Annotated in this window: 15 protein-coding genes and 2 pseudogenes; 12 read left to right on the top strand and 5 right to left on the bottom strand. The window is 70.0% G+C overall.

Annotated features, from left to right (window positions below):
* Positions 1-16: 16 nt before the first annotated feature.
* The 3 genes from LK409_RS06205 to queD are packed head-to-tail and all read left to right on the top strand — an operon-like array spanning position 17 to position 2,399.
* On the top strand, positions 17-1,237 hold the full coding sequence (locus LK409_RS06205) for an ISL3-like element IS1001 family transposase (protein ID WP_010927279.1): 1,221 nt from the start codon (positions 17-19) through the stop codon (positions 1,235-1,237).
* A gap of 57 nt (positions 1,238-1,294) precedes the next feature.
* Complete coding sequence (queE, locus tag LK409_RS06200; protein WP_003810901.1) at positions 1,295-1,927, top strand: 7-carboxy-7-deazaguanine synthase; 633 nt, start codon at positions 1,295-1,297, stop codon at positions 1,925-1,927.
* 28 nt (positions 1,928-1,955) lie between these two features.
* Positions 1,956-2,399, top strand: coding sequence for a 6-carboxytetrahydropterin synthase QueD (queD, locus tag LK409_RS06195; RefSeq protein WP_003810899.1), 444 nt, complete (start codon positions 1,956-1,958; stop codon positions 2,397-2,399).
* 21 nt (positions 2,400-2,420) lie between these two features.
* Here the strand turns inward: queD and LK409_RS06190 are convergent, their stop codons facing one another.
* Both LK409_RS06190 and LK409_RS06185 read right to left on the bottom strand, forming a co-directional pair.
* Positions 2,421-3,512 (bottom strand): TRAP transporter substrate-binding protein, encoded by a 1,092-nt coding sequence (locus LK409_RS06190; protein ID WP_010928133.1) that lies wholly within the window; start codon positions 3,510-3,512, stop codon positions 2,421-2,423.
* A gap of 54 nt (positions 3,513-3,566) precedes the next feature.
* On the bottom strand, positions 3,567-4,367 hold the full coding sequence (locus LK409_RS06185; protein ID WP_076879805.1) for an aldolase: 801 nt from the start codon (positions 4,365-4,367) through the stop codon (positions 3,567-3,569).
* 135 nt (positions 4,368-4,502) lie between these two features.
* Here LK409_RS06185 and LK409_RS06180 point away from each other — a divergent pair, with 135 nt between their 5' ends.
* The 6 genes and pseudogenes from LK409_RS06180 (at position 4,503) to LK409_RS06155 (ending at position 10,358) form a co-directional block, all read left to right on the top strand.
* Positions 4,503-5,123 (top strand): helix-turn-helix domain-containing protein, encoded by a 621-nt coding sequence (locus LK409_RS06180; protein WP_003816586.1) that lies wholly within the window; start codon positions 4,503-4,505, stop codon positions 5,121-5,123.
* 163 nt (positions 5,124-5,286) lie between these two features.
* The gene (locus tag LK409_RS06175) at positions 5,287-5,760 is read left to right on the top strand and encodes a MarR family winged helix-turn-helix transcriptional regulator (protein WP_003810890.1); all 474 of its coding nucleotides are present in this window, start codon (positions 5,287-5,289) and stop codon (positions 5,758-5,760) included.
* Positions 5,757-7,802, top strand: a pseudogene (locus tag LK409_RS06170) (FUSC family protein). Before LK409_RS06175 ends, LK409_RS06170 begins: the two are co-directional and overlap by 4 nt.
* Positions 7,799-8,011, top strand: coding sequence for a DUF1656 domain-containing protein (locus tag LK409_RS06165; protein WP_003810887.1), 213 nt, complete (start codon positions 7,799-7,801; stop codon positions 8,009-8,011). Before LK409_RS06170 ends, LK409_RS06165 begins: the two are co-directional and overlap by 4 nt.
* 4 nt (positions 8,012-8,015) lie before the next feature.
* Complete coding sequence (locus tag LK409_RS06160; RefSeq protein WP_003816590.1) at positions 8,016-8,909, top strand: efflux RND transporter periplasmic adaptor subunit; 894 nt, start codon at positions 8,016-8,018, stop codon at positions 8,907-8,909.
* A gap of 27 nt (positions 8,910-8,936) precedes the next feature.
* The gene (locus LK409_RS06155; protein WP_003810882.1) at positions 8,937-10,358 is read left to right on the top strand and encodes an efflux transporter outer membrane subunit; all 1,422 of its coding nucleotides are present in this window, start codon (positions 8,937-8,939) and stop codon (positions 10,356-10,358) included.
* A 6-nt stretch (positions 10,359-10,364) separates the two neighbouring features.
* On the opposite strand, the gene ypfH is transcribed toward LK409_RS06155, so the two are convergent.
* Positions 10,365-11,069 carry an esterase gene (ypfH, locus tag LK409_RS06150; protein WP_010928132.1) on the bottom strand — a complete coding sequence of 235 codons (705 nt, stop codon included), beginning with the start codon at positions 11,067-11,069 and terminating at the stop codon, positions 10,365-10,367.
* A 110-nt stretch (positions 11,070-11,179) separates the two neighbouring features.
* On the opposite strand from ypfH, the gene imuA reads away from it, so the two are divergent.
* Genes imuA through LK409_RS06135 form a run of 3 tightly spaced genes read left to right on the top strand, consistent with a single transcriptional unit; the run spans position 11,180 to position 16,456 of the window.
* On the top strand, positions 11,180-11,887 hold the full coding sequence (imuA, locus tag LK409_RS06145; protein ID WP_010928131.1) for a translesion DNA synthesis-associated protein ImuA: 708 nt from the start codon (positions 11,180-11,182) through the stop codon (positions 11,885-11,887).
* Positions 11,888-11,903: 16 nt separating this feature from the next.
* On the top strand, positions 11,904-13,289 hold the full coding sequence (locus tag LK409_RS06140; protein ID WP_010928130.1) for a Y-family DNA polymerase: 1,386 nt from the start codon (positions 11,904-11,906) through the stop codon (positions 13,287-13,289).
* Positions 13,290-13,297: 8 nt separating this feature from the next.
* Entirely contained in the window at positions 13,298-16,456 is a 3,159-nt protein-coding gene (locus tag LK409_RS06135; RefSeq protein WP_010928129.1) for an error-prone DNA polymerase, read from the top strand.
* A gap of 65 nt (positions 16,457-16,521) precedes the next feature.
* On the opposite strand, the pseudogene LK409_RS06130 reads toward LK409_RS06135, so the two are convergent.
* Both LK409_RS06130 and LK409_RS06125 read right to left on the bottom strand, forming a co-directional pair.
* Positions 16,522-17,810: pseudogene (locus LK409_RS06130) on the bottom strand (D-amino acid dehydrogenase).
* A gap of 118 nt (positions 17,811-17,928) precedes the next feature.
* A complete protein-coding gene (locus LK409_RS06125; RefSeq protein ID WP_010930798.1) occupies positions 17,929-18,366 on the bottom strand; it encodes an Rrf2 family transcriptional regulator in 438 nt (145 codons plus the stop codon).
* Positions 18,367-18,384: the final 18 nt, after the last annotated feature.

The raw sequence follows: 18,384 nt of genomic DNA, 5'->3' as shown, positions 1-18,384 counted from the left end.
TCAGGAGTGCAGGGAGATGCTGGATCGCAAGTTGCTGGAGTCGCTGGGAGGCTGGCAGGGCTATGGCGTCGAACGCGTGGAATGGCCCGAAGACCCAGGGCGCACGCTGTCGATCTATTTGAAGCCAACGGCCAAGGTGATGCTGTGCGAGCAGTGCGGCGCGCGGTGTCGCCAGGTGCATGAGACCACGGTTCGACGGGTGCGAGATCTGCCGTTATTCGAGTATCGGGTCGTTCTGCACGTGCCGCGCCGACGCTTGTGGTGTGAGCAATGCGGCGGCCCGCGCCTGGAGCGGCTTGCCTGGCTGGGGCGATATCAACGGGTGACGGATCGGCTGGCGCAGGCCTGCAGCCAATTGCTGCAATCGAGCAACGTGCAGGCGGTGGCGAGGTTCTTCGAGCTGGGTTGGCATACCGTCAAGACGCTGGACAAGGCTCGGCTGCGTGCGTCGGTGCGCGAACCGGATTGGTCCAAGATCGAGTATTTGGCGATGGACGAGTTTGCCCTGCACAAAGGGCATCGCTACGCGACAGTGGTGGTCGATCCGATCGGCAGGCAGGTGCTGTGGATTGGCCCAGGACGCTCACGCGAGACGGCCCGGGCGTTCTTCGAACAATTGCCGCCTGGGGCCGCCCAACGCATCAAGGCCGTTGCCATCGACATGACCACCGCCTACGAGTTGGAGATCCAGGCCCACAGCCCACAGGCGGAGATCGTCTATGACTTGTTCCATGTCGTGGCCAAGTATGGACGAGAGGTCATTGATCGGGTGCGCGTGGATCAGGCCAATCAACTACGCCAGGATCGTCCCGCACGCAGGATCATCAAATCGAGTCGCTGGCTGCTGCTGCGCAACCGTGACAACCTGGATCGGCAGCAGGCCGTCCGGCTCGACGAATTGCTGCAAGCCAACCAGCCGCTGCTGACGGTCTATGTCCTGCGTGACGAACTCAAACGGCTCTGGTTCTACCAAAGACCTGCCTGGGCAAGACAAGCCTGGAACCACTGGTACGAGCAGGCCGAGCAAAGCGGAATAGCCGCCTTGAACACCTTCGCTCAGCGCTTGAAAGGCTATCTGCACGGCATCCTGGCCAGATGCCGACATCCCCTGAACACCAGCATTGTCGAGGGCATCAACAACACTATCAAGGTCATCAAGCGGCGCGCTTACGGCTACCGCGACCAGGAATACTTCTTCCTCAAAATCCGTGCCGCCTTCCCCGGCAATGCGCGATGAACCTAAAATAGTGGGTCGATTCACCTCTCCTGGCCCTGGCAACGCCGGACCAGCATCATGGCTTACTCCGTCAAAGAACTCTTCAAGACCCTGCAAGGCGAAGGCGCGCAGGCCGGCCGCGCCGCGGTTTTCTGCCGCTTCGCGGGCTGCAATCTCTGGACCGGGCGCGAAAGCGACCGCGCCGGCGCCGCCTGTACCTTCTGCGATACCGATTTCGTCGGCACCGATGGCCAGGGCGGCGGCAAATTCGCCGACGCGGCCGGCCTGGCCGACGCCATCGCGGCATGCTGGGGCGAGCACCCCGCCGACCGCTACGTCGTCTTCACCGGCGGCGAGCCGCTGCTGCAGCTGGACGAAGCCCTGCTGCAGGCCGTGCACGCGCAGGGTTTCACGGTGGCCATCGAAACCAACGGCACCTTGCCGCCGCCGCCTGGCATCGACTGGATCTGCGTCAGCCCCAAGGGCCGGGCGCCGGTGGTCGTCGAGCGCGGCCACGAGCTCAAGCTGGTGTTTCCGCAGGCCGACGCGCGCCCCGAGGCGTTCGCCCACCTGGCGTTCGAGCACTTCTTCCTGCAGCCCATGGACGGCCCCGCGCGCGCGGCCCACACCGCCCAGGCCGTGCAGTACTGCCTCGACCACCCGCAATGGCGCCTGAGCCTGCAAACCCATAAATACATAGGTATTCCATGACTGTCCGTCCCATCGCGGGAGATGCGCGATGATTTCCGTCACCCGCCGACTCGAATTCGACGCAGGCCACCGCATCCCCGACCACAACAGCCAGTGCCGCAACCTGCACGGGCACCGGTACGTGCTGGAGGTCACGCTCAGCGGCGACGTCGTGCAGGCGCCCGGCGCCTCCGACAATGGCATGCTGATGGATTTTTCCGAGATCAAGCGCATCGCCAGGACGCATATCGTCGACGTCTGGGACCACGCCTTCCTGGTCTACGAGGGCGACCATGCCGTGCGCGGCTTTCTCGATACGCTGCCGGACCACAAGACGGTGGTGCTCGACCGCATTCCCACGGCCGAGAACCTGGCCAGCATCATTTTCGCGACGCTGGCGCCCCACTACCACGGGCACTATGGCGCGGACCTGCGCCTGACCCGGGTGCGCCTGTACGAAACGCCGAACTGCTGGGCCGACTGCGGCAGCTGACGGCCCCCGGCGCGCGGCCGCCTACAGGCCGTTCTCGCGCGTGGCCGGCAGGTAGCGCTCGGCGACGCCATCGTTGACGCTGGCCCACAGCAGCTGGTCGGCGCGGAAGGCGCGCCACGACTCCAGCACCTTGGCAAAGCGCGGATTCTTGCCGGCGTACTCTTCCAGCACCTCGCGCGTGGCCTTCTGCATGGCCGCCATGATCTCGGGCGACCACGATTGCAGCTTGGCGCCCTGCCCCACCAGGCGCTTGAGCGCCGGGATGTTGTAGGCGTCGTACTTGGCCAGCAGCTCTTCGCCGGCCATGGCGCAGGCCGCCCGCAGCGCCACCTGGTAGCGCGGGGGCAAGGACTGCCAGCTCTCGCGGTTGACGTTCAGGCACAGGTTGGCGCCCAGCTCCATGACGCCTGGGCCATAGTAGTACTGCGCCACCTTGGCGAAGCCCAGCTTCTCGTCGTCGTACGGACCGACGAATTCGACGGCGTCCAGCGAACCCTTCTCGAGCGCGGGATAAATGTCGCTGCCGGCGATCTGCTGCGGAATCGCGCCCAGCTTCTGGTACACCATGCTCAGCAGGCCGGGCGTACGGATGCGCAGGCCCTTGAAATCGTCCGGCGTGCGCATCTGCTTGCGGAACCAGCCGCCCATTTGCGCGCCCGTGTTGCCGCAGGGAATCGCGATGGCGTTGAAGCCCGCGTACAGCTCGTCGATCAGCGCCTGGCCGCCGCCTTGCAGCACCCATGCGCTGTGCTGGCGCGGCGTCAGGCCGAAAGGCACGCCGGTATCGAACACCAGCGCGGGCTCCTTGCCCATGTAGTAGAAACCGGCGGTATGGCCGCACTCGGTGGTGCCGTTCTGGACCGCGTCCAGCACCTGCAGGGGCGGCACGATTTCGCCGGCCGGAAAGGCCCGGATGGCGAACTTCCCGTCGGTCAGCTCGCTGACGCGGGCGGTAATGGCCTCGGCCGCGCCCCATACCGTGTCGAGCGAGCGCGGAAAGCTGCTGGGCATGCGCCAGCGTATGGTGGGCGCCTCTTGCGCCACCGCGGGCGCGGCCAGCACTGCGCTACCCGCGCCGGCGGCCGCGGCGGTCAGAAAACGACGTCGCTGCATGATGATGATCCCTCTTTCTTTGGTCTATGGCTGAAAAACTGGCGGCGGCGCGCGTCAATCCAGGCAGTCGGGCGCGGCCCGCAGCACGCGCCGCGCGAAATAGGCGAAGGTCAGCGACTGGATCTTGGGCTTGACCAGGAAGTCGTGCGATTCCTGCGCCAGTTCGCCCGGCACCGCCTTGACCGGCCCGATGGCGCGCGCGCGCAATTGCAGCATCGCCGCCTGCTCCATCCACAGCGCCATGACGGCGGATTCCTCGATCGAACTGCCGGCGGTCAACAGGCCATGGTTGGCCAGCAGGATGGCGCGCTTCTCGCCCAGCGCGGCCGAAATCACCTCGCCCTCGTTGTCGCCGATGGGCAGGCCCGGCCATTGCGGCAGATAGGCGCAATCGTTGTAGAACGGCGTGGCGTCCATATGCGCCACCACCAGCGGCTCGCCCACCATCGACAGCGCCGAGACGGCCGGCGGATGGGTATGGACGATGCACTGCACGTTGGGCCGGTGCCGGTAAATCCAGATGTGGAAGCGATTGGCGGGATTGGGCAGCGATTTGCCGTCCAGCGGATTGAGGTCCTCGTCGATCAGGATCAGTTCGCTGGCGCGCGCCTCGTCGGCGCCCACGCCGAACGGCAGCGTCCAGTACGTGCCCGGCTCGTCGCCGCGCGCCGTGATCTGGCCGGCCAGCCCGCCATGCCAGTGGCCCTGCTCGGCCAGCATGCGGCAGGCCAGCGCCATTTTCTGGGCGCGCGTCCATTGCGGCTCGCTCACGCGCGACTCGATTTCGCGGTCGACGCGCGCGCGCAATACATCCTTGTCCTGCACTGTGTAAGAAGACGACATCATGCTTTCCATTCGGTTCCGCCTCGCCAAGCGAGAGCAATTTATTGCCTTGTTATTGCCTTATAGGCAACTTGTTGCCCAACATACAAATAATTGCCCAAACACTCAACGAGGGAAAACCCGCAAGACGGCGGGCCGCGCCCAAAAATGGCATCATGCGTGCTGACGCATTCCCCGCCACCGCCCATGACCGCCAAATCGCCGCCCATTCCCGCGCCCAGCCCCGAACAGATCGGCCTGCGCATCCGGGCCTTGCGCAAGCGGCAGAAACGCACCCTGGCCTGGCTGTCGGCGCAGTGCGGGCTGGACAAGGGTTTTCTGTCGCGCCTGGAGCGCGGCGAGAAGTCAGCCTCGGTCGGCACCCTGCATACCGTGGCCGGCGCGCTGGGCAGCAGCCTGTCGGCCCTGCTGGGCGAAGCCGATCCGCAGACCGAGATCCAGATCGTGCGCGCCGCCGACCGGCACCGCATGACGACCGCCCCCGGGCCGGGCGAACACATCTATGAAGCCATCACCCTGGGCAGCTCGCACAGCGGCCTGTCGGTCATGGTGGTCGAGGTCGGCACGCACGGCGCGCACACCGAGGCCCACCACGGCGGCGACGAACTGATCTTCGTGCTCGACGGGCGCATCCGGGTGCATTTCGGCGGGCACACGGTGCTGCTCGAGCGCGACGACAGCGTGCGCTTTCCCGGCTACCTGCCGCACAGCCTGAGCGCCGAAGGCCGCAAGCTGGCGCGCGCCCTGGTCGTCATCGCCAGCGGCTGATCCCCCTGCCCGGCGTGCATCCGCATGCACGGGTGCCTGTCCCCGCAGCGGCAAGGGTGCCCGTCCCCGCCACGCCCCGGATTGTCCCGCCCGGCACAATGCCCGCCAATTATCCATACAAACTAATTAATAGGATACTATTAAATAGGATACAATCTAGATCATGAAAACCGCCACCGACAACCGCCTCATGGCCATGACCGCCAACCTGATGGTGCTTTCGCGCGCCTATCGCAGCGCAGCCGACAAGGCCCTGGCCGACTTCGGCCTGTCCCAGGCCACCGCCTGGCCGGTCATCCTGACCGGCCGGCTGGGCGATGGCGTGCGCCAGGGCGCGCTGGCCGAGGCGCTGGGCGTCGAAGGCCCGTCGCTGGTGCGCGTGCTGGATCAGCTGGTCGCCGCCGGCCTGATCGAGCGCCGCGAAGACCCGCAGGACCGCCGCGCCCGCACCCTGCATCTCACCCCCGCCGGGCAGTCCCTGCGCGAACAGGTCGAGAACGTGCTGGTGCAACTGCGCCGCCAGCTTTTCCAGGGCATCGCCGACGCCGACCTGGAGACCTGCCTGCGCGTGTTCGATTCGCTCAAGTCGGCGCTGGGACGGGAGTCGGCCGCCGCGCGGGAGGACTACCGCCCATGAAGCTGCCTACCGCCGATGAGGCGGTGTTCTCGATCAAGTGCTACCTGGGCGCCATGCTGGCGCTCTACCTGGCGTACTCCATCGGGCTGCCGCGTCCGTTCTGGGCCATGACCACGGCCTATGTCGTTGCGCAGCCGTAGTCCGGCGCCGTGCGCTCCAAGGCGGTGTACCGCCTGGGCAGCACTTTCTTCGGCTCGGCCATGACGATCTATACCGTGCCGCGCCTGGCCAACTACCCCGTGCTGATGACGCTGGCCATGGTGCTGTGGGTCGGCCTGTGCCTGTACATCGCCGTGCTCGACCGCACGCCGCGCTCGTATCTCTTCATGCTGGCCGGCTATACCGCCGCCATGATCGGCTTTCCCAGCGTGACCGACCCGGCGCTGGTGTTCGACACCGCGCTGGCGCGCGTCGAGGAAATCAGCCTGGGCATCATCTGCGCCACGCTGGTCCACAGCGTGGTGCTGCCGCGCGGCATCGGCCGCGCCATGATGGGCCGCCTGGACGCCACCGTGCGCGACGCGCGCAGCTGGATCCAGGATGTACTCAACCAGCGCGGCGCCGCGCAGCACGCCAGGGACCGCCGCGCGCTGGCCAACGACATCACCCAGCTGCGCCTGCTGTCGACCCACGTGCCGTTCGACACCGGCAACATCCGCTGGACCGCCAACGCCTTGCGCGCCATGCAGGAGCACATCACCGCGCTGACGCCGGCGGTCTCGGCCGTCGAAGACCGCCTGCAAGCCCTGCAGGCGCAGGGCCGCGCGCTGCCGCCGCCGGCGGCCAGGGTGCTGGCCGACATCTCGGCCTGGATGGACGACAGTGCCCACGCCACGCGCGAGCAAGCGGTGCAGCTGCGCGCCGCGCTGACGCGCCTGGCGCCCGCGATCGACCGGCAGTCCGGCTGGCACGACGCGCTGCTGGCCAGCCTGGTCGCGCGCTTGCGCGAACTGGTCGACAGCTACGACGCCTGCCTGGTGCTGCGCCAGGATATCCACGCCGGCCTGGGCGGCGCGCCGACCGGCCGCACCCGCCGCCTGACGCGCGGCGCGGCCCTGCATCGCGACCACGGCCTGGCCCTGCTGTCGGCGCTGGCCGCCGCGCTGGCCATCTCGGTGTGCTGTCTGTTCTGGATCGGCACCGCATGGACCAACGGCGCCACCGCCGCCATGATGGCCGCCATTTTCAGCTGCTTTTTCGCCGCGCAGGACAACCCCGTCCCCGGCATCATGCAGTTCCTGACCTACACGATTTACTCGATCCCCCTGTCGGCGCTGTATCTGCTGGGCATCATGCCGGCCCTGCATTCGTTCGAGATGCTCGCGCTGGCCATCTTCCCGGTGGCCTTCGTCACCGGCGTCTACATCGCGCGCCCCACCACCACCGGCAAGGCCATGGCCGTGTTCTTCGGCCTGTCGGGCACGCTGGCGCTGCAGGACACGCACGCGGCCGACCTGGTGTCGTTCGTCGATACGATCGTGGCGCAGATCATCGGCGTGGCCGTGGCGGCCATCATCGCGGCGGTGTTCCGCACCGTCAGCGCCGAATGGAGCGCGCGCCGCATCCAGGCCGCCAACTGGAAGGAGCTGGCCGCGCTGGCCGGCGCGGGCCGCGCGCCGGCCCGCCTCGATTTCACCGCCCGCATGCTCGACCGCATCGGCCTGCTGCAGCCGCGGCTGGCGCTGAGCAAGCGGCGCGACGACCAACTGGCCGACGACGCGCTGCAGGACCTGCGGGTCGGCAAGGACATCGCGGAACTGCAGCGCGCCCGCCGCCACCTGCCCATGGCCGATCCGGCCATCCAGCCGGTGCTGCGCACGCTGGCCGGCCTGTTCCGCAAGCGCCCGGGCCGCCTCGGCGGCGAGCGGCCGGCCGAACTGCTGCAAACCATAGACCGGGCCCTGTACAGCGTCAGCAACACGCCGGTCGCGCATGCGGCGCGCGAACGCGCCGTGGTGGCGCTGGTCGGGCTGCGCCGCGCGTTCTTTCCCGAGGCCGCCGCCTACCGTCCGGGCCGCGACGTGGAGTCCCCTGCATCATGATCGGCGAATTCAATCTGTACGGCGTCTATTTCCCCTGGCTGCTGGTGCTAGGCGTGCTGACGCTGGGCGTGGCCTGGATCGCGCGGCGCGCGCTGGCACGCATCGGCTTCTACCGGCTGGTGTGGCATCCGGCCTTGTTCGACCTGGCGCTGTTCATCGTGCTGCTGTATGGCGCCTCGCTGATTTCCCCGCATATTTTCCAGAGATAAGAAGATGAAATTCCCGCAATCGCTGCGTGCCGCCGCGCTCGGCAAATTCGCCGTCACCGCTGCCGTCGTGGCCGCTGCCGTGTATGCCGGCTGGCAGCTATGGGCGCATTACGAACTCGAACCCTGGACGCGCGACGGCCGGGTCAAGGCCTATGTGGTGCAGGTTGCCCCCGACGTCTCGGGGCTGGTGACCGCCGTACCGGTGCGCGACAACCAGGACGTGCAGGCCGGCGACGTCCTGTTCGAGATCGACCGGGCGCGCTTCCAGCTGGCCTGCGACCAGGCGCAGGCGGCGCTGCGCGCGCAGCAGGTGGCGCACGAGCAGGCGCTGCGCGACGTCAAGCGCAATCGCGCCCTGGGCCAGCTGGTGGCCGCCGAAGCGCTCGAACAGAGCCAGGCGCGCCTGCAGCAGATCGAGGCCGCGCGCGCGCAGGCCGAAGTGCAGCTGGACACCGCCCGGCTCAACCTGGCGCGCAGCCGCGTGGTAGCGGGCGTGGCCGGACGGATCACCAACCTGGACCTGCGCGCCGGCTCCTACGCCAGCGCCGGCAAGCCCGTGATGGCGCTGGTCGACGCCGGCTCGTTCTACGTCGAAGGCTATTTCGAGGAAACCAAGCTGGCGCGCATCCATGAAGGCGATGGCGTCACCGTCACGCTGATGGGCGATTCGCGCGCAATCCACGGCCATGTCGAGAGCATCGCGCTGGGCATCGCCGACCGCGACCGCAGCACCGGCGCCAATCTGCTGCCCAACGTCAATCCGACCTTCAACTGGGTGCGGCTGGCCCAGCGCATCCCGGTGCGCGTACGGATCGACCAGGTGCCCGCCGGCGTGCGGCTGGTGGCCGGCCAGACCGCCACCGTCGCCATCGACCAAGCCGGCCCCCGCCCATCCTGATTCCGCTTTTTTCGCATCGTTGCTGTCATGTCCATACGCTCTCTCCTGCCGCTGATCCCGGCCCTGGCGCTGGCCGGCTGCGCCGCCGTCGGTCCCGACTATCGCCTGCCCGAGCAGGCGGCGGCCAAGCGTCCGGCCGCCGCCGCGCCGTTCGTGCAGGCGCGCGAGCAGGCGGTCTACCGCCAGGACGAACTACCGCCGCACTGGTGGCGCCTGTACCAGGACAGACAGCTCGACAGCCTGGTCGAGCAGGCGCTGGCGGCCAACGCCGACCTGCGCGTCGCCGCCGCCAACCTGGAGCGCGCCCAGGCCGTCACGCGCCAGGCCCAGGCGCGCCAGCAGCCCACGGTGGATGTGAGCGCGGCGCCGGCCTTCGGCCATGCCTCGGGCGTGCAGGAGCTGCAACCCGGCCTGCGCCCGCAGGACAGCTGGTCGTACTCGGGCGGACTGGGCGTGTCGTACCAGCTGGACCTGTTCGGCCAGATCCGCCGGGCCATCGAGGCCGCGCAGGACGACGCCCAGGCCGCCCAGGCGGCCTATGACGCCGCGCGCGTGACGGTGGCCGCCGAAACCGCGCGCGCCTATGCCGACCTGTGCGCCGCCGGCATGCAACTGGACTCGGCGCGCCACTCGGTGCAGGTGCAGCAGCAATCGGTCGATGCCGTGCAGCGCCTGCTGGCCGCCGGCCGCGGCACCACGCTGGACGTCGCGCGCGCGCGCAGCCAGCTCGAACAACTGCAGGCCGAACTGCCGCCCTTCCAGGCAGGCCAGCGCACCGCGCTGTACCGCCTGGCGGCGCTGACCGGCCACGCCCCGGCCGAATTGCCGCAAAGCCTGCTGGCCTGTGTCCGCCCGCCGCGGCTGGCCCAGGCCATTCCGGTGGGCGACGGCGCGGCGCTGCTGCGCCGCCGGCCCGACATCCGCCAGGCCGAACGCAGCCTGGCCGCCGCCACCGCCCGCATCGGCGTGGCCACCGCCGATCTCTATCCGAAGATTTCGCTGGGTCTGTCCGGCGCCTCGGCCGGTCCCGCCGCGCTGTTCGGCGAGCCGGGCACCTTCAGCTGGAGCGTCGGCCCGCTGATCAGCTGGACCCTGCCCGACACCGGCGCCGCCCAGGCGCGCATCGCCCAGGCCGAGGCCTCGACCAAGGGCGCGCTGGCGCGTTTCGACGCCACCGTGCTCAATGCCTTGCGCGAAACGGAAAGCGCGCTGGTCACCTATGCGCGCCAGCTCGACCGCGACGCCGCGCTGCGCGCCGCGCGCGAACAAGGCGCGCAGGCCGCCGCGCAGGCCCGCCAGCTGTTCCGGCTGGGCAAGACCGATTACCTGACCGTGCTCGATGCCGAGCGCACGCTGGCCGGCAACGAAAGCGCGCTGGCGGCCTCGCAGGCGCAACTGGCCGGCGACCAGATCGCCGTGTTCCTGGCGCTGGGCGGCGGCTGGGAATGAACGCGTTCAGTGCAGCGTGGAGCCGTCGGGCGGAGCCTGCTTCAGGCCCAGCGCCTCTTCCCAGCTGCGCAGCGGCACGCAGGTCTGCAGGCGCACGATGGTGCGCTGGATCAGGGCAGGATGCAATTGATGGCCCACCTGCGTGGCCACGTCGATGGTCGAATCGCCATGCAGGGCGTCCAGGCGTTCCTGGGCGGCCTGCGCATGCGCCACGCTCATGACCGCGTCGGCCGCGCCGTGCAGGAGATGAATGGTGGTGTACTGCGGCGCGCTGCGCGGCAGTTGCGCGTAGCGGCCCGAGAACGCCAGCACCCGCCCGGCCAGCCCGTCGTGCGCGATCACGGCCTCCAGCGCCATGATCGCGCCCTGCGAGAAGCCGGCCAGCGCCGTATCGGACTGCAGCAGGCCCAGGCGCTGCTGCGCGGCCCGGACATAATCGAACAGCGCCGGCATGGCCCGCGCCACCCGTTCGGGACGGTTCTCGTCGGTGATCCCTTGCAGCGCGAACCACTGCCGTCCGCGCGGCCCGCCGTCGCAGGGCTCGAAGCCTTCGGGAATCATCACCGCCGAAGCGGGGAAGGCGGCGCGCAGCGCCCGGGCCAGCGCGGCCATGTCATCCGGCGCGCCGCCGGCGCCATGCAGCAGGATGAACAGCTGCCGAACGGGAATATCGGGATTGGGCAGAATTTCGATGGAAGCGCTTGACACCATACACGACTCCAGGCGGGCCGCAAGGCCCTGGAATTTTCCATTCTATAGCGCACCGGCTCCTGGCAATCAGGAAAATACTGTATATTTATGCAGTGAAATAGAGATTGACCATGCTGGCCCCCGAACGCATCCATCCCGCCCTCTGGCGCGCCACGCAACTGGCGCATGGCCCGACGCGCAAACTGCCCACCGGCTACGCCGACCTGTCGGCACAATTGCCCGGCGGCGGCTGGCCGCTGGGCGCCCTGGTCGAACTGCTGCTGCCCCAGCCGGGCAGCGGCGAGATCCGCCTGCTGCGCCCCGCCCTGGCCCAACTGGAGGCCCGCCGCGCCATCGCGCTGGTGCAGCCGCCGCATGCGCCGCATATCGCCAGCTGGGCAAGCTGGCGGCTGGATCCGCGCCAGCTGCTGTGGGTAGCGCCCGAACGGCCCGCCGACGCCTTGTGGGCGGCCGAGCAGATCCTCAAGGCCGGCAGTTGCGCCGCCCTGCTGTGCTGGCTGCCGCAGGTACGCCCCGAATCGCTGCGCCGCCTGCACCTGGCCGCCCAGGGCGGCGATGCGCTGTTCGTGGCCCTGCGCCCGGCCGCCGCCGAACGGCACGCTTCGCCGGCCGTGCTGCGCCTGGCGCTGGCGCCGGCGCCTGGCGGCCTGTCGATACGCATCGTCAAGCGCCGCGGCCCCGCCTGCGAGCACCCTGTCCATGTCGGCCTCGAAGCCGGAGCCGGCCTGTCCGTTTTTCCCGCTCCCCATGCGCCTCTGGATCGCCGTCTTCCTGCGCAGCCTGTCGCTGGACGCCGTACGCCCGCACTGGTCTCGTGACCAGGGCGCGTGCGCCGTGCTCGAGCGCGAATGCGTGGGCGCCTGCTCGCCCGCCGCGCGCCTGGCCGGCATCCGGCCCGGCATGCGGCGCGCCGGCGCGCTGGCCATTGCCCCGCAGGCCGTCCTGCTGGAACGCTCGCCGGCGGCCGAAGCGCAGGCCCGGCAGGATGCCGCGCTGGCGCTGCTGCAATACACCCCGCAGGTGGCCCTGGCCAAAGACGGCGTGCTGCTGGACGTCGGCGCCAGCCTGCAGGTCTTTGGCGGCCCGCGCGCCCTGCACCGGCGTATCGCCGCCACCTTGCGCACGCTCGGCCTGGATGCCAGCCTGGGCATGGCGCCGCATGCAGCCGGCGCCTGGCTGCTGGCGCGCGACCCCGCCCGCGGCGCGCCGCGCCGCGTCCTGCGCGACGCCACGCTGGCGCGCCGCCTCGACCGCCTGCCGCCCGCGCTGCTGCCACAGGCCCAGGCGCGGCTGGACTGGCTGCACGATATCGGCTGCCAGACGCTGGGCCAGTTGCGCGCCCTGCCGCGCGGCGGCCTACAGCGGCGCGGCGGCGTCGAACTGCTGCGCGCGCTGGACGCCGCCTATGGCCAGGCCGCCCAGGCCCATGCCTGGGTCCAGCCGCCCGCCAGCTTCACGCGCCGCATCGAACTGACGGACTATGTCGAACACGCGCCTGCCCTGCTGCATGTCGCGCAACGCCTGTGCGAACAGCTCGGCGGCTGGCTGGCGGCGCACCAGCGGGCGGTCGAGCGCATCGTGCTGCGCCTGGACCACGAGCGCGGCCGGCACGCCTGCGCGCCCACCGAACTGACGCTGGCACTGGCCCAGCCGGCCTGGCAGGCGCACCATCTGCTCGGCCTGCTGCGCGAGCGGCTGGGGCGCCTGGTCCTGCCCGCGCCGGCCATCGCCGTCGGCCTGCACGCGCCCGACACCGTGCCCCAACCGGCCGCCAGCACCTGCCTGTTTCCCGAGCCCGGCGGCACGCCGGCCGATCATGCCCGCCTGCTCGACCTGCTGGGCGCCCGCCTGGGCCGCGAACGGGTGCGGCGCGCCCGGCCGGCGGCCGATCACCGCCCCGAACAGGCCAATCGCTGGCAGGCCGCGCACGACCCGCCCCCGGCGGACCCCGCCGCGGACCAGCCCGAGCGGCTGGAGCGCCCCTTCTGGCTGCTGTCTCCCGCCCTGCCCCTGAGCATCCAGCAGCACCGCCCCACCTATAACGGCCAGGCGCTGCGCCTGGTGCGCGGCCCCGAACGCATCGAAAGCGGCTGGTGGGACGCCGCCCTGACCGTGCGCGACTACTTCGTGGCCGAGGACGCCGCCGGGGCGCGCTATTGGCTGTACCGGGAACGCGACGCCCGCCAGGCGCGCTGGTTCCTGCACGGCCTGTTTGCCTGAGAAGCGCCATGTCCGCCATCCTGCCCGGCTACGCCGAACTGCATTGCCAATCGAACTTCTCGTTCCTGCAGGGCGCCTCGCATCCCGAGGAACTGGTCACGCGGGCGGGCGAACTCGGCTACGCCGCGCTGGCCCTGACCGACGAATGTTCGCTGGCCGGCGTGGTGCGCGCCCACGTCGAGGCGCGCGAACAGAAACTGCCGCTCATCATCGGCAGCAGCTTCACCCTGCAGGCCGGTGCCGACGCGCCGCCGCTGGACCTGACCCTGCTGGCGCAGAACCGCGAAGGCTACGGCAACCTGGCCGAACTGATCACGCTGGGGCGCGGCCGCGCCGCCAAGGGCCAGTACCTGCTGACGCCGGCCGACATCGAAGCGCCCGCCGGCGACAACGCGCATCTGCGCGGCATGCCCGACTGCCTGGCCATCCTGGCGCCGCCGCCCGGCCTGGCCGCCGAACGCCTGGCCGAACAAGCGCGCTGGCTGGCCGCGCAATGCCCCGGCCGCGCCTGGATCGGCCTGACCCTGCTGCACCATTGCCGCGACGACCTGCACCGCGCCGCCGTCGAGCACGCCGCCCACGCCAGCGGCCTGCCCATCGTCGCACTGGGCCAGGCGCAGATGCACCGCCGTTCGCGCAAGCCCCTGCACGACACGCTGGCGGCCATCCGCACCGGGCGCAGCGTCGGCCAGTGCGGCTATGACCTGGCCGCCAACGCCGAACGCCACCTGCGCTCGCGCCTGCGCCTGGCCAGCCTCTATCCGGCCCAGGCCCTGGCCCAGACGCTGGCCATCGCACGGCGCTGCACCTTCTCGCTGGACGAATTGCAATACGAATACCCCGACGAAATCGTGCCCGCCGGCCATACGCCCGCCTCCTACCTGCGCCAGCAGACTTACCTGGGCGCCCGGCAACGCTTTCCCGAGGGCATGACGCCGGCGGTCGCCGCCCAGGTCGAAAAAGAGCTCGCCCTGATCAACGAACTGCGCTACGAGGCCTATTTCCTCACGGTCTACGACATCGTCGGCTACGCCCGCTCGCAAGGCATCCTGTGCCAGGGCCGCGGCTCGGCGGCCAACTCGGCGGTCTGTTATTGCCTGGGCATCACCGCGGTCGATCCCGCGCGCGGCAACACGCTGTTCGAGCGCTTCATCAGCAAGGAGCGCAACGAACCGCCCGATATCGACGTCGACTTCGAACACCAGCGGCGCGAGGAAGTCATCCAGTACATCTACGAGAAATACGGCCGCCAGCGCGCCGCCCTGACCGCCGTGGTCATCTCGTACCGGCCGCGCAGCGTGCTGCGCGATACCGGGCGCGCGCTCGGCGTGGACAACGGCATCATCGACGCCGTGGCGCGGGCGCACCAATGGTGGGACGGCAAGAAGGAAATGCTGCGCTCGCTCGCCGCCTGCGGCCTGGATCCGGCCTCGCGGGTGGCGCGCCAATGGGCCGAGCTGGCCGAAACGCTGATGGGTTTTCCGCGCCACCTGTCGCAGCATCCCGGCGGCTTCGTGATCTCGCGCGGCAAGCTGTCGCGCCTGGTGCCGATCGAAAACGCCGCCATGCCCGGGCGCAGCGTGGTGCAATGGGACAAGGACGATCTCGACGCGCTGCGGCTGCTGAAGGTGGACGTGCTGGCGCTGGGCATGCTGTCGGTGCTGCGCCGCGCGCTGGCGCTGGCCGGCCAGCGGCGTGGCCGGCCGCTGGCGCTGCACGAGATTCCGCCCGACGACGACGCCACCTACGACATGATCTGCGCGGCCGACACGATAGGCGTGTTCCAGATCGAGTCGCGCGCGCAGATGAGCATGCTGCCGCGCCTGCGGCCGCGCCAATACTACGACCTGGTGGTGCAGGTGGCCATCGTGCGGCCCGGCCCGATCCAGGGCGGCATGGTGCCCCCCTACCTGCGGCGACGCCAGGGGCGCGAAGACATCACCTACCCCGGGCCGGCGGTGCGCAAGGCGCTGGCGCGCACGCTCGGCGTGCCGATCTTCCAGGAGCAGGTCATGCAGATCGCGGTCGACGCCGCCGGTTTTACCCCCGGCGAGGCCGACGCGCTGCGCCGCTCGATGGCGGCCTGGCGGCGCAAGGGCGGCGTCGACAAGTTCCGCGCCCAGTTGGTGGGCGGCCTGCTGGCACGCAACTATACGGCAGACTTCGCGCAGGCCCTGTTTCGCCAGATCGAAGGCTTTGGCGAATACGGTTTTCCCGAAAGCCATGCCGCCAGCTTCGCGCTGCTGGCCTATGCCAGCTCCTGGCTCAAATGCCATGAACCGGAGGCCTTCCTCGCGGCCCTGCTGAATTCTCAGCCCATGGGGTTCTACGCGCCGGCCCAGCTGGTGCAGGACGCCCGCCGCCATGGCGTGCGGGTGCTGCCAGCCGATGTGCTGTACAGCGGCTGGGAGGCCAGCCTGCAGGACGCGCCCGGCGCGGCGCGGCCCGCCGTGCGCTTGGGCCTGAACCTGGTCAAGGGGCTGCGCGAGGACAGCGCGCGCGCCATCGAACAGGCGCGCGTGCGCCGGCCCTTCGCCGATACCGCCGACATGGCGCGCCGCGCCGGGCTGCCGCGCCAGGCGCTCGACGCACTGGCCGCCGCCGATGCCTTGCGCACCCTGGCCGGCCATCGCCGCCTGGCCAGCTGGCAAGCGGCCGCCAGCGCACAAAGCCGCGACCTGCTGCGCGAAGCCGTGATCGTCGAAACCGAAACGCCCGCGCTGCCGGCGCCGTCCGAAGGCCAGACCGTCGCCGCCGACTACCGCAGCGTCGGGCTGACCCTGGGCCGCCATCCGCTTGCGCTGCTGCGGCCGCAACTGGCCGCGCGCAATTTCCAGACCGCCGCGGTCCTCAATACCTACCCCAATCGCCGGCTGGCGCGCGCCTGCGGCATCGTCACGGTGCGCCAGCGGCCGCAGACCGCCAAGGGCACCATCTTTGTCACGCTCGAAGACGAAACCGGCCCCATCAATGCCGTGGTGCGTCCCGAGCTGATCGAACGGCAGCGCCGCGAACTGCTGGACGCCACGCTATTGGGCATCTACGGCACCTGGCAGAGCGTCGATGGCGTGCGCCACCTGGTGGCGCAGCGCCTGGTGGACCTGAGCAGCCTGCTGGGCCAGCTCAGCCAGGACGGCCTGGCCGCCGCCAGCCGCAACTTCCACTGAACGCGGAAAACGCAGCAGGTGCCGGTGGGGGTGCCTGTCCCCGTGCAATGCAGGCACGCCCAGATTCAGCGGGTGCCTGTCCCCGTGCGGGGACAGGCACGCCGAAGGTGGGGTTCGAACGGCGTGGCGTCGATGGGCAGTTCCAGGCCCGACATCTGCGCGGTCAGCAGCGCCGCGCTGCCGCAGGCCAGCGTGAAACCCAGCGCGCCCTGGCCGATATTCAGCCACAGGTTGTCGGCCGCGCGGCTGGCGCCGATCAGCGGCTTGCCGGTCGGCGTGGCCGGCCGCAGGCCCGCCCAGGCCACGGCCTGGCTCAGGTCCAGCTGCGGGAACGCCTCGGCCACCTGGCGCTTGAGCAGGTCGATGCGCGCGGGCTCGATGGCGGCGTCGGCGCCGCCGATATCCACCATGGCGGCGATGCGCAGCACGCGGCCGATGCGCGCGTAGACGATGCGCCGTTCGTAATCGGTCACGCTGATGGCGGGCGCCGTCGTATCGCCGACGGGCAGCGGCACGCTCAGGCTGTAGCCCTTGAGCGGATACAGCGGCACGTCCTGGCCCAGCGGCTTGAGCAAGGCGCGCGTGCCCACGCCGGTGGCCAGCACCACCGCGTCCACGCCGATATCGCCCTGCGCGGCCTGCACCGCCACGATGCGCCGCCCTTCGCGCCACAGTCCGCGCACCGGGTTGGACATCAGGCACTGCACGTTGTCCAGCTGCTGCAGGCGTGCGAACAGCGCCTCGGTGAACTGGCGGCAATCGCCGGCCTCTTCGCTCGGGGTGTAGACGGCGCCGGCCAGGCTGGCGCCCAGCCCGGCCAGGGCCGGCTCCAGCGCCAGCGTCTGCGCGGCATCGAGCACCTGCTGCTCGGCGCCCAGCGAAGCCTGGTAGGCCACCAGCCGACGGGCCTTCTCCAGCAAGGCATGGTCCCGATAGGCGATCAGCTTGCCGTTGCGCACATGGCCGAATTCGAGTTCCTCCTGCGCCAGCAGGCCGTCCATGACGTCGCGGCTGAGGTAGGACAGCGTCTGCAGCTGGGCGGTCGAACGCTCGGCCACCGAAGCGCGGCAGGCCAGCGCGAACTGCAGGCACCAGCGCCACTGATGCGGATCGAGCCTGGGCCGCAAGCGCAGCGGCGAATCCTGCGCAGCAGCCAGCCCGGCACGCTGGGCAGCACGCCGGGGCCGGCCAGCGGCGCCACATAGCTGTAGCTGAGCTGCCCGCCGTTGGCGTAGCTCGACGCCTCGGCCGGCTGCGCATGGCTGTCGACCAGCACCACCTCATGCCCCTGGCGCGCCAGGAAATAGGCCGACGTCACCCCCACCACACCGGCGCCAACGACGCAGACGCGCATGTCATATCCCGCAAGAAATCATCCAGGCGTCATTGTGGGATAGCGGCGCGCGCCGCGCCAAATAGCAATCCGGACAGCGGCCATAACCTAAGGTTGGCCGCCGCCGGCGCGGCCGGACCTACGCGGCCCGGTGCAGGCGCACGATGGCCAGGGCCGTGGGCGCGCGCACCAGGTCGTCCAGCGTATAGCCGTCCAGCGTGCGGTAGAACGCCTGCAGGCTCTCGGCCAGCGCACCGCTGAGGCGGCAGGCGCCATTGAGCACACAGGGAGGCTGGGCGCAATTGACCAGCGCCCCCTGGTCTTCGAGCACGCGCACCAGTTCGCCGATGCGGTACTCGACCGCGTCACGCGCCAGCCGCAGTCCGCCGCCCTTGCCCCGCGTCGCCACGATCCAGCCCTGCTGCGACAGGAAATGCACGACCTTGACCAGATGGTTGCGCGAAATCTCGAACCGCGCGGCGATTTCGGGAATCGTCACGGGTACGGTGCGGTCGCGGCATTGCGTCAGGTACATCATGACGCGCAGGCCAAAGTCAGTGAAACGGTTCAGTTGCATGGCTGGCGCGGGATGGGC

It is taken from the genome of Bordetella parapertussis, from assembly GCF_020735925.1.
Lineage (GTDB): Bacteria > Pseudomonadota > Gammaproteobacteria > Burkholderiales > Burkholderiaceae_B > Bordetella > Bordetella pertussis.
The sequence above is the reverse complement of the archived record's forward strand: the minus strand, read 5'-3'. Positions and strand labels throughout refer to the sequence as shown.